The 11,755-nt window shown below is 36.4% G+C and carries 9 protein-coding genes and 1 pseudogene; 2 read left to right on the forward strand and 8 right to left on the reverse strand.

Annotation, left to right across the window (positions count from 1 at the left end):
- Positions 1-162 precede the first annotated feature (162 nt).
- Genes WH96_RS21640 through WH96_RS20170 form a run of 6 tightly spaced genes read right to left on the reverse strand, consistent with a single transcriptional unit; the run spans position 163 to position 7,330 of the window.
- Entirely contained in the window at positions 163-1,623 is a 1,461-nt protein-coding gene (locus WH96_RS21640; protein WP_053006177.1) for an SDR family NAD(P)-dependent oxidoreductase, read from the reverse strand.
- Positions 1,624-1,640: 17 nt separating this feature from the next.
- Positions 1,641-3,551, reverse strand: coding sequence for an HAD-IIIC family phosphatase (locus tag WH96_RS20150; protein ID WP_053006178.1), 1,911 nt, complete (start codon positions 3,549-3,551; stop codon positions 1,641-1,643).
- A gap of 12 nt (positions 3,552-3,563) precedes the next feature.
- Positions 3,564-3,800, reverse strand: coding sequence for an acyl carrier protein (locus WH96_RS20155; protein WP_047766052.1), 237 nt, complete (start codon positions 3,798-3,800; stop codon positions 3,564-3,566).
- Positions 3,801-3,816: 16 nt separating this feature from the next.
- Positions 3,817-4,728, reverse strand: a complete 912-nt coding sequence (locus tag WH96_RS20160; RefSeq protein ID WP_047766053.1) for a class I SAM-dependent methyltransferase — start codon at positions 4,726-4,728, stop codon at positions 3,817-3,819.
- A 1-nt stretch (position 4,729) separates the two neighbouring features.
- Positions 4,730-5,737 carry an SGNH/GDSL hydrolase family protein gene (locus tag WH96_RS20165; RefSeq protein ID WP_047766054.1) on the reverse strand — a complete coding sequence of 336 codons (1,008 nt, stop codon included), beginning with the start codon at positions 5,735-5,737 and terminating at the stop codon, positions 4,730-4,732.
- Positions 5,738-5,761: 24 nt separating this feature from the next.
- Entirely contained in the window at positions 5,762-7,330 is a 1,569-nt protein-coding gene (locus tag WH96_RS20170) for an MBOAT family O-acyltransferase (protein ID WP_053006179.1), read from the reverse strand.
- Positions 7,331-7,644: 314 nt separating this feature from the next.
- On the opposite strand from WH96_RS20170, the gene WH96_RS20175 reads away from it, so the two are divergent.
- Complete coding sequence (locus tag WH96_RS20175; protein ID WP_053006180.1) at positions 7,645-8,847, forward strand: glycosyltransferase; 1,203 nt, start codon at positions 7,645-7,647, stop codon at positions 8,845-8,847.
- 113 nt (positions 8,848-8,960) lie between these two features.
- Complete coding sequence (locus WH96_RS20180) at positions 8,961-10,124, forward strand: glycosyltransferase (RefSeq protein WP_047766055.1); 1,164 nt, start codon at positions 8,961-8,963, stop codon at positions 10,122-10,124.
- Positions 10,125-10,187: 63 nt separating this feature from the next.
- Here WH96_RS20180 and WH96_RS22615 read toward each other — a convergent pair.
- Together WH96_RS22615 and WH96_RS20185 are read right to left on the reverse strand one after the other, a co-directional pair.
- A pseudogene (locus tag WH96_RS22615) lies at positions 10,188-10,312 on the reverse strand (integrase core domain-containing protein); the annotation flags it as partial.
- Positions 10,313-10,348: 36 nt separating this feature from the next.
- On the reverse strand, positions 10,349-11,347 hold the full coding sequence (locus tag WH96_RS20185; protein ID WP_053006181.1) for a glycosyltransferase family 2 protein: 999 nt from the start codon (positions 11,345-11,347) through the stop codon (positions 10,349-10,351).
- Positions 11,348-11,755: the final 408 nt, after the last annotated feature.

Consider the following 11,755-nt stretch of genomic DNA (forward strand, 5'->3'; position numbering starts at 1 on the left):
CAGAGCTAAAGGGAATCCCTAAAATTAATAGGTCCTGAGCCTAATAAGTTAATAGTTAGGGGCAGACATCGAAGGACCCATTGTCATTAGTTGCTACTACATTGTTAGTGAGCACACAAAATGAGTAACAAAGAAAAGAGATAACTCTTTAACATGCAATACTTATTTAGCATAAAATGTCGGATTAACTCTGGCCAAACCTTGAATACCAAGTAGTGAACAAACCTCTTTTACTTCGTCATTATTAAAAACCGCTCCAGGACGATTGGTGAGATCAGTAGGGAGTATAGGTAAGCGTTTTATTCTTATTTTCCAGTGTTTAGTTGAACAGAATGTGGACAGTTTTTTTTCTGCCTGTTCTTTTGCTCTAATGTATTCATTAAGACCTGGTGTTTTTTCATTGATTGCCTGTGTTGAAGGTATAATAACGGTTGCTCCTTTTGTTAGTAAACTTGAATTCTTGATTTGAAGTAATTTTTTTAATCCATTTACGTACATGTGGTAATATTTTTGGTATAGTGCTTCGTCCCAGCTCCCATGATTAAAAACTAATGGAGGAGTTGCACAATATAATAAGATATCAAATGGAGCACCCTTAATAGAGGCAAGTGGCACATTGCTTTTCTCTGAAATTGTAAGTTTTTGATATTCAACGCTATAGCCATTTGCTTTAATATTCTTGGCAAGCTCTGATGCAGTTCCTTCACTTTGAGCAAAAGTGAAAACAGTTTTAAAGCCTGATGCTACTAAAAGTTTAACAGCTAAAGCACCTATGCCGCGACTGCCTCCAACAACAAGGCTCCTTTTTTTATCTGTAAGGTGAGGTGTTACATTCAAAACTTTTTCAAAATTTGTTGTGATAAGTGGTTTAGGTCTAAAAAAAGCGTCAATGGTAGCTGAAAAATGTGAGTGTTTCATTTCTAACTTAACAATATTGTGCCTAAAAAGGAGCGAGCGGCAGTGATAGTTCTGACTTGTTTCAATATCACCAAATTGAATTTTTAGGTTGGCAAGAATGGAATATAATCCTGGGCATCGCATCCCTACGGAATAGCTCGAACCGCACAGTGCATACAAAAGAGGTATTGGTATTGGTGTAGAAAGGCTCCCTTGAAGATTGTTAAGAAAATGACTGTTGAATGGTGGAGGTGATGAAGAGTAAAATTTTGTTATCTGAATTTCATCCATTTCATTGGGATTATGAGAGTGAGAGTTGACGGAGAAGTTGTTTGTTGGAGGGAGTAGGTCAGTGGTATTATTTAGTGATGGAATAGAAGTATCTTTTAGAGTTAGAGAAGCACTTATCAAAGTTTGTGTGTTATCGCAGAGTTCAAACCGAATCTTATTTTGCGATGTAGTTTGTTTTAAAAAACAGACTTCATCACAAAAAACAGGCTGTTTAAAGTTTATGTTAATAAGCTGAATATGGGTTGTTGCTATTTTTGGATATAGGAGTTCACCAAGACATCTAATTGTTGCTAATGCGCCATGCACAATAGGGCGTCCATAAAAGGTACGCCTAGTATACTCTTTATCAATATGGATAGGATTGACATCACCTGATAATTTGCTGAAATTTTCTACATCCTCAGACTTAATTATTATTTTTTTGTGAGTTGTCATACTTAAGCTAGTCATCATTATTTGATAGATGAGTTTATGTTAATAAAATGTTTTAATGATCCAATTTGAGCGGGGATGGAAACCCATTCTTGTATATTTCTATCAGCTGTAATCTCAGCTGAAGACATGATAAAGCCCATGTCATTATAGAAAGTTGATACTAAGTCATTCCGACTTGTCGCCTTGAAATAACCAGTAATATTCTCAATGTTCATTGTATTAGCAAGTCGTGTAATCTCATTAATTAACGCATATTCAACGCCTCTTTTAAGTACTCTGCAACTCATTACCCAATTTTCAATAATAAGTGTTTTTCCTTCATGTTTACATATAACTACTGAAATAATCCCATTACTACCGAACTTGTCATGAAGTGAAGCAACAATAATTGTATACCGATCATCTCTCATGAGCTCTGATATTTGGGCTTCGCTATATCGTTGGGCTGTCATATTGAATTGGTTAGTTTTATTTATCAGCTGTACTGTACGTTGAAATGTTTTGTCTGATATTGTGTCTATTTGTAAAGTCATGGAAAGGCTTTTCAAATAGCTGTCAATTGTTACGTGCTCTTTAGAAGCATTAATTCTCTGTTCATTTTCTTTGTATTGATGTGTTTTGTTAGAATCCTCATTAGTAAAGCTGCATATATCAAACCATCCTCCCATAAGCAGAATATCAGCATATTGGCTAGGGTCATCGGGGAGTTCAATTACAGATACTGTTGGTAGTTTCTGTCTAACAATTTCCCGTTCCGCTGGATTATCATCTAAAAACACAATACTATCTAAACCTATTGATAAGGTTTCTGCTATGCCTTTGATATTTGTAGCTTTATCGTGCCAATTACTGATGAAAATAGAAATATCATCCTCTGTTAACAGCATTTCAGGCCGCTTCTTAAATGGTAAAAGAGCTACTTGATGATTGTTTTTAGAGCATACTGCGAGGATTACGCCCCGCTGTTTCAAATCTAGTATGGTTTGTTGAAGGCGGAGGAAAGCCTCGCCCTTTGGTGTTCCATTCCCTATTTCTATATGTTCATAACCATCATCACCAACTACCCCACCCCAAAGAGTGTTGTCGAGATCAAGAACAAGGCATTTTTTATTTTTACCGTAAAGAGCTGCAAACATGCGAACTACATAATCGCAGAATAATGGTAAGTATTTGGGAGAAAAAGGATATTTTGCGACATCGTAATATTTTCGATCGTACCAATTTGCTATGCCTACTGTCGCAGCTAAATATTCAATATCAATACAAGGCATGCTTTGTGTACGAATGTAATCATTAATTGTTCTAATGGCTGCTGCCTTACTGTCTCCAAGTATCTCTTCCATTGAGCCAAATGTTCTACCCAGTGGTGCATTGAGTGTGGTCAAAACACAAGTGGCTTTAGGCTTTTCCTTAGATAAGGTTGTGATAATTAAGTTAATTTTCTCAATCATCTGCTTTGCAGCACTTCGTCCTCCAAAAGGGCTATTATTGTTCGAATTATTACAAAGCTGCTGTTCATGAATGTTACTGAATACCCAAATTATATCAAAATCTGCTGCTCTCAGTTCTGAATTTGGGTCTATAGCAGCTTGAACTCCCTGATTAAAGGATGCTACTGATACTGTGAGATTAATTCCTCTTCGTAAAGCTGTAGCTTCTAACGACGATATTATATGGTTCAATGTATGGTCACCAATTATAAATATCTTCAAAGAGAGTAAATTTCTTAACGTTGCATTAGAAATTTTACGAATTTTATTAAGGCATTTGCATAGATAATTTAAATCAGTTTCGTTTAAGCGATACTGTGCCAAGTGTATTAACTGTTCAGCTAAATTATTCTCTACAGATGAGGTTATTGAAGCAACGTTTTCTCGCCAATTGTTTTCTTTAATTGGGAGCCATTCTTGATTTTCAATTTTATTCACAATTACTCTCGCTCATGAATGTGTTTTATTTTCAAGAATATTAGCAAGTTCACCTACATTTTTTAGATTTGTGATTTCTTCGGTTTTAAGCTCTACGCCAAATGCAGCTTCAACGGCGATCATCAATCTGATGTGATTTAAGCTATCCCAAAGTGCAATATCGTTTGATGATAGCTCTGGTGTGGCAACTAAGTGTTCATCGTCAAAAAAATCACGAAAAACCTCTGTTAACTGTTCGTAAATGGTCATAATTTTCCTCAATAAGCTATGTAGAAAGCTGACAAATGGCCGCAACACTAATTGTTGCTTGAGATTTTATTGCTCTCTCAAGAGAATATCCCGTCATCGGGAAGTAGCGAGTTTCGTTTACACGGAACCCACAGGAAGTTATCATATCTTGCACTTCGTTAGGGGTTTTAAATAAATAAATGTGGTCAGGAGCGGGACTGCATACCGGAACATTTATAAACAGTAGACCTTTAGGTGTGAGGTGATGAGACAGCTTAGTTAAGATTTCCTGAGGTGCTTCTAGATGTTCAAGAACTTCGCTTAAAATAATGGCATCAAAATTTTGATCAGTTGGCAGGTTGTATATATCTTTATTTATGAGTTGAACATTGGCAGCGCATTCTAAACTCTGTAAGGCTTGTGAGGTGTGTCGAAGACTTGATTCACTTATATCATATCCAAGGCATTCTCTAGAAGGTAATTTTTTTACTATTTCAGAAAGAAATAGCCCGTGCCCTGGGCCAATTTCAACAAACCTGTTTAGTGTGTCGTCTTTAGAAATTTGAGTGAGAAAACTACTACAAAAAAACTGAAACACTTTGAAGTGATTACTCCAGAACAACTGGGATATTAGAAGCCCGTCAAGATACATATCCATAAAACTACTATTGGAATATATTTCTGTATCAGCTTGTTGTTCTGTTTTTAAGCGATAGGACTGTGTTCTACGAAAGTGAATTTCTTCCTGAACAATAACAGCACAAGTTTGTTTATAATTCTTTATTGCTTGTTTCAATTTATCTTTTTTAATCAAGATGATTTTTTCTGCAATATAATCTAGTAGAAAAGCATCATCAGAAGAAAGTTGACAGATCTCTGATGTTAACTTTGCATGATGCTCAGGCCAAATCTCTTTTAACAAGTTGGCAATAATTTCAAAGTTTTTCATGTTAGTTCCTTAACATATTGCTTCTAGAGAATACTTCTTCTAGTAATACGCTCGCATATGAGTTTTTAAAATGGAGTAAGTCCTTATACATACGCTTATTTTGAAGAAAATTTGATCGATCTTGAAAATCAATAACCGTAACGTTTTTATAGGTGCGTGTAAGAGTTTCAAGTGAACTCCGAAGTCTTGTAATATAGTTGATATCATTAGGGAATATTTTAAAGAAGACATCATTCATTAAAGAAGGATATGGGGGCAATATAAAAATAAATCTTGCATCAGGTGCCGTGGTTACAACTGATGTTACATTTGCAGCGAAGCGCCGATCAAATGTTATGGGATTGAATTTATTTTGTTTGTGAATTGGGTGTTCTAATAGTGCTTTTTTATATGCTACACCCTTGTAGTACTGAACGTTTTTCTCTAAATCGTCAACTTCAACTCTTTTTTCCCAGGGGGTGACACCCAAGGTTTTGGTAAAATCCTGAGGGATTGTATTCAGAAGAGAGTTTATCGATAAGTAAATGCTTTTGGGATTATTAAGATATTTAACAATATTTAGTGGGTTTTTTGTGTATAGTTCATAGGGAAAGTTATTAGTTCCCAACCGAGTAGATTTCTCTGGCCATTTGTGAATCAACCATGCTTGCTGCCAAACAATTGTTACGTAAGGTTTTTGTTTTAAGACAGCCTCTGCCATTAATTTTTGTTCGAATGCCGTGCCTCCATCAATAGCTAGATTTATGGCTTTTTTCTTTGTTAATTCAGCTATAATTTCTGGACTATATGGTCTGGCTGCAGATGCCCCTAACACAGCGATTTCGTACTTCGCATTTCGGGCAAGTCCCGGCCCGGAAAAGCGTATTTTTTTATAAATTCCTGAAGTGTATTTCGAAGGCAATGAAAACTGACTGTAGGGATCAGCTATCAAAACTAGGGCATTTAATGGTATGGTGATGCTTGCAAAACCAATAAGCACCATTAAAATCCACTTTGAGTTTTGGGGCATGATGGTAAAGTCCAAGAGTATAATTTAGAACTGATAATATATAAAGTCTGCTGTGTTAAATGACATGGCTATTAGTGAAATTGCAAGTGATAAGCCAATTAAAAATCCCCACCGTTTGGAATAGTTAAATTGTAGGTACGAATTAGGTAATTCGTGATAATTGAGAATAGTTTTCTCATTTTTCATCAGTTGATTCGAATTTGGAAGTGTAAGGCAGATGATTATGACAATAAGCATTGTTGTAAACATCATTATTCCATGCTCAAAGAATGCAAATGTACCTGCTCCAAAAACAAGGTTGATTGTGTCTACTTTAGATAATAATGGTTCAAATTGGCTAGGCAAATATAGAGCGCCAGAGTGTAATGAGTGTAGCATCTTTATTAAACTATCTGTTTCTGGGACCCTTAAGAATATAAACGAAATGCAAACAAAAAGCATTGTTAGGAACCAGCTAACACCTTTGTTGATAGATGGAAGTTTGAAGTATCTCCATGCGTGGTTTAGTGAGATTGCTAAACCGTGTATTCCTCCAAAAATTAAGAATGTTGTTCCTGATCCATGCCATAATCCTGTTAATAAAAAGGCAATTATTACTGGCAAGGCTAGCGTGATAAGAAAGGATGCAATTGTGTTGTAGTTTTGTTTTATTGAGTATTTTGTCAGCCTGTAGGATAGAGGTGTGAAAACATAATCTCTGAAGAATCTCATGAGGGTTATGTGCCAAGTGCTCCAAAACTCTATGAGACTCAGGGATTTAAATGGAGAGTTAAAGTTTAAGGTTAATTTTATTCCAAATAATAAAGCTAAAGCGCAGGCCATGTCAGAGTAACCTGAAAAATCAAAGTATATTTGTAATGGAAAACCAATAGCTGCCGCCCAAGCATCCAGTAATGGAATATCATGCCCTTGGGCTAGAGGAGTATACACAGAGTCAACACTGGCGCCTACTTTATCAGCAATAACAACTTTTTTAAATAGGCCTATTGAAAACAACGCAAGGGCGGCTCGAAACGAAGTAAATGAAAGGCCATATTTTTTTATGTACGCAAATTGTGGCATCATTTCTGAATGATGCATTATTGGGCCTGCTACGAGTTGAGGAAAGAAACTCACAAATAAAACATAATTTTCAACGCTTAGTTCTTTAACTTTTGCCCAGTAACAATCAATTTGAAATGCTATTTGCTGGAATGTATAAAATGATATGCCTAATGGGAGTATCATCTCTTCAAAGGTGTTAAAATCCCGCGATATAGTTAGTGGATTAACATTTAATAGAGAGTATTTGAAATACGCTAATATTCCTAGATTTAGAGTTAATGAGGCTGACAACACAATTTTGCGATAAATTTTCTTCGAACTTTTATCTATCAATAATATTTGCGCCTTAGCTAAGGCTATGTTTAAAAAAATTGATGCACCGAGAAGAATTAAATTTTGTACTCCTGACAAACTATAGAAAATGAAGGACACTGTAATGGGGAGTAGAAGTGTCGTTAATAATTTTATATTAAAGATATTAATGAAAAAAAGCGAGATGCTAAGAATTGGTAAAAATAACAAAACGAAATTGAGTGATGAAAAGCTCATTAAGTGTCCTTAGTATAGGCTGGTGTTTTTATTTTTTTGCATAAGATTCGCCACTGTAATTTTGCGAAATCTATGCGGGAGGGGCGATTTTGTCAATTCAAAGGGAAGCTATAAAATTAAGATGCTGTATCTGCGAGTATTTTAGGGGGTAACTAAGCTTTTGCATTCTTAGAAAATACAATGGATAATTATACGGTCTTGTATCTAATAATTTGTTTTATTTCAATTTACTAGAGCAACTATAATGTGTATGCTTTTAGTAGATGAGAGTGGTGCATCTTAGGTTTCTTTGTTTGAAATGTTTTCCTTATTTAATGTCTGACAAAAAAACAATACTTATTGTAATTGGTAGTTTATCGCGTGGGGGGTGTGAACTGCATCTTCTCAGGGTTTTACCTGAACTTGTTTTGTTGGGGTATAATATCAAGATTTTTTTGTTGGCTTTTCCAGGCCCGCTAGCAGAGCAAATGGAACAAAAGGGTGTGGAGTTAATTTATCCTTGGGTTCCCGTGTCAGGAACTAATGTTAAATCTTTTGTATTTCGAATATTTAGGCTTGCCGTGATATCACTGCAGTTAATGATTTATAATTTTATGAAGAGGCCGGACATTATTCATTTTTTTCTACCTGAAAGCTATTGGTTAGGGGCTCCAATTTCGTGGTTATCTTTCGGACGAAATTTGGTGATGAGCCGACGAAGCCAGAACAATTACATGACTGGAAAGCCAGTTGTTGCCAAGCTGGAGCGATTTTTTCATAAACGAATGAAAGCAGTTCTGGGTAATTCTAAAGATGTGATAAAGCAATTGCTTGGGGAGGGAGCATCACCAGAACGTGTTTGTTTGATTTATAATGGTATAGAGTCAAAAAAAATTACGGACCAAGATTTAATTGAACTTCGCAAAGAGATTCGACCTCGTCAAGATTGTCTTATTATGACAATAGTTGCGAACCTTATTCCTTATAAGGGACACAAGGATTTGTTCCTTGCTCTTGCTTCCCTCAAGAAGATGGGGAAAGAAAATTGGCAATTATTGGTGGTCGGGCGTGATGATGGTATAGGTGAAAGCCTTCGTGCTATGGCGTGTGAATTGGGGGTAGCTGAAAAAATAACTTTTATGGGGCCGAGATCTGACGTAGATGCAATTTTTGCAATCTCTGATATAGGATTACTTGTTTCACATGAAGAAGGGTTTTCAAACGCTATTTTAGAGGGGATGGAAGCTGGTTTGCCAATGATAGTAACGGATGTAGGAGGAAACGCTGAAGCGGTCTTGGATGAGGAAACTGGTTTTGTGGTTCCTGCTAAGAATTGCAATGCGCTGACTTTTGCAATTTGGTCACTTCTAAATAACGTAACTTTAAGAATGGAAATGGGCGCAAAAGGCCGCAAAAGAGTTAGAGAGAAATTCTCCCTTAATAGGTCAGTTTCGGATTATAATGCCTTGTATTCAGCCATTTTAAATGATGAATCTATTACTCGGCTGTCTGATATTAATTCCACTAAACCAAGTTAATAAAGTATCGTCGGGCAATCATAAATGAAATTCTGGAAATATTGGCTCTCGTCTTTATATGATTTCTTGCACCTTATACACTCCCTTATGATGTTTGTAGAGGTTGAAACTGAATGAATAACATAAAGAAACTATGTTTTGTCATAGGGTCTTTAGATAGGGGAGGGGCTGAAACACATCTGGTAAGCGTGTTACCTCTTTTGGATCGTAGCCAATTTCAAACTTTTGTCTATTGTTTTTCTCGTAAGGGGGAGCTCTCTACTATTCTTGAAGAACAAGGAGTAGAGGTTTATGCACCGCCTTGTAATATGTTGTTAAAGAAACTACCCTTTTTGTTAAAGCCGATTTTGCTTTTTATATCTGTCGTTTCTTTCTATCAATTCTTACTTCGCAGAAATCCGGATAGTGTCCATTTTTTTCTTCCGGCTAGTTATTTACTGATGGGGCCTGTGAGTTTACTTCATCGCAGATCAAAAAAATTGATGAGTCGCAGAAGTTTAAATTTATATCAAAAAAAATATTGGCCAATTGTTCGGAGCTTAGAGTTTTGGTTACACAAGAGAGTGGATAAAATATTAGGTAACTCCCAAAAAATTATTGATGAACTCAAGGTGGATGAAAAAGTAGATGAAGCTAAATTAGCCTTGATTTATAATGGTGTTCAGGTCGTTGAAAAAACTCGATCTATTCGGCAAGACATCAGGAAATCAATGGGAATAGATTCTAGTGACTTAATTTTAACTATCGTTGCCAATTTAATACCCTATAAAGGACATCATGATCTTCTTGAAGCATGCACCATGTTGTCACGAAATGACTGGAAATTAATAATTGTTGGACATGATTCATCTGGCATAAGGTCTGATTTAGAAAATTTTGTTTTTGAGAATAAACTGTGTGATCAAGTGTGTTTTGTTGGGGCGAGGGATGATGTATCTGATCTGTGGAATGCGTCTGATATTGGTTTGCTTGTGTCGCACGAAGAAGGGTTTTCTAATGCTGTTTTAGAGGGGATGCTTGCTAGGTTACCCATGATTGTTACAGATGTAGGAGGGAATGCTGAAGCTGTAATTGATGGGCATACGGGGTTAGTGGTGCCTCCTCGAAGCCCTGAAGCTCTTGCAAACGCGATTGAGGCGTTGATGGAAAACGTAGAATTACGGAGTGCGATGGGAACCAAAGCAAAGGAGAGAGCTTTAGATACTTTTTCACTGAAGTCATGTGTCGCTGAATACGAAGCGCTTTACCATGAATTGTTTCAGGACTGTACTAGGTAATTCCAAGTTGGTGTGATTATGGTTAATATGAGAAAGATTCGTTTAATCCAGCTCAAACAATCCCCGTGCATGACGATAGCTCGAGAATTGATGCTCATTGAGGCATTCGTCTCTTAACTGCCATTGAAACTCTCTAAAAATCCGTTCTGCATGGGCTTTCCTGGATCGATATAGTCCCATAAAACTCTCTTGCCAACATAGGCGCCTAGTGAAGTTCCAAAATATCAAATTAAACTTAAGCTTCTGGACATAATTCGAAAAAACAACTTCGACCACCCATTTTTAATCGGCGGCATTAACCCCATCACGACACAGCGTCTGAGAATAAATGCTGTGGTCGGCTTGACAGAACTAGTTGGAAGCATCGCGTTTATCTCCTCCGAAAAGCTTAGTACTTGATGGCATACCTTTACACGGTCTCGACCAAGCTTATCTGCAATAGCTCTATCAGACAGAAAAACCGTATTTAATTCAAGAAAAAAATCTTTGTCCCATGAGGTGTCGCCAAGCAAATCCTTGCAATACTTTTCTTGTATACGAAGGCTATTTTGAATCTGCTGCGCTCTTTTTTTAACAGAAACAGAGTTTTCATGTATACGTTGCTTTATAACAGGCTCGGCTAAATTTGCGGCCTTACCGGTATTCAAAAAATCAATCCAAAGTCTCCAATCTTGAGTTGTATCAAAACTACTATCGTAACGAATACCCGAGTTAGAACGAAATAAATCTGCACGCATCATCGTCGCAGGATGAATAAAAGGATTATGAAAGAGACAACGCCCCCTAATTTCCCAATCATGTAACGGTAGATTAGATTGACCTGCTTCTATTCCCGATTCATCCATGTAGGTTGCATTGCCTCCTACAAGATAATGATCAAGATTATCTTGTAGGAAAGAGACTTGCCGCTCCAACCTATTAGATAACGCAATATCGTCAGCATCCATACGAGCAATATATTGCCCTTTAGCAATATCAATACCCTTATTAAGACTAAGGGAAAGGCCTATATTTTGTGAATTTTCAATTACTATTATTCGATTGTCTTGAAGCGCATAGTTTTCAATAATTTTTAGAGAGTTATCAGTTGAGCCATCATTTACGATCAACAACTCCCAATCACTTAATGTTTGCGAAAGCACGCTTTCAATTGCATTAGCTATATATTTATCAGCATTATAAACGGCCAATACGACTGAAACCTTGAGCTGATCGAACACCATAATACCTAACTTTACTCGGCTATTATACAGATTGTTAAAATTAAATCAGGTACTATCTTTGAGTCAGTACGCCGAGTTTTAGATTTTATTACAATGATTTCATATCTCCCTGTGAACTTATTCGTCTCTTCCATCTTCTAATTTGAATCCCACTACATGCAGCTTTAAGGGTAAATCTCAGCATTTCCAACCTAATATAAAGAGAACTAAAATTCGGCCATATACTAATATCTTAAACCAATTCCATTTGAATAAAACTCTTTAGAACAGGCCAATATTTTCCTTGTAGTCTACTTGTTATTTCATTCGGATTAAACCCTGTCTTTAACAATGCTTCAGTTTGGATACTTCTCAAACCGTATACTAAGAAATGAACCTACATTAAAATGGAAGAACTTTCAGGGCTCA

This window comes from Kiloniella spongiae, from assembly GCF_001026905.1.
Lineage (GTDB): Bacteria > Pseudomonadota > Alphaproteobacteria > Kiloniellales > Kiloniellaceae > Kiloniella > Kiloniella spongiae.

Excerpts from the sequence above, each read along its gene's own strand:
- WH96_RS21640 (WP_053006177.1), bottom strand. The coding sequence starts at position 1,623 with ATGACAACTCACAAAAAAATAATAATTAAGTCTGAGGATGTAGAAAAT.
- WH96_RS20155 (WP_047766052.1), bottom strand. The coding sequence starts at position 3,800 with ATGACCATTTACGAACAGTTAACAGAGGTTTTTCGTGATTTTTTTGAC.
- WH96_RS20160 (WP_047766053.1), bottom strand. The coding sequence starts at position 4,728 with ATGAAAAACTTTGAAATTATTGCCAACTTGTTAAAAGAGATTTGGCCT.
- WH96_RS20165 (WP_047766054.1), bottom strand. The coding sequence starts at position 5,737 with ATGCCCCAAAACTCAAAGTGGATTTTAATGGTGCTTATTGGTTTTGCA.
- WH96_RS20170 (WP_053006179.1), bottom strand. The coding sequence starts at position 7,330 with ATGAGCTTTTCATCACTCAATTTCGTTTTGTTATTTTTACCAATTCTT.
- WH96_RS20175 (WP_053006180.1), top strand. The coding sequence starts at position 7,645 with ATGTCTGACAAAAAAACAATACTTATTGTAATTGGTAGTTTATCGCGT.
- WH96_RS20180 (WP_047766055.1), top strand. The coding sequence starts at position 8,961 with ATGAATAACATAAAGAAACTATGTTTTGTCATAGGGTCTTTAGATAGG.
- WH96_RS20185 (WP_053006181.1), bottom strand. The coding sequence starts at position 11,347 with ATGGTGTTCGATCAGCTCAAGGTTTCAGTCGTATTGGCCGTTTATAAT.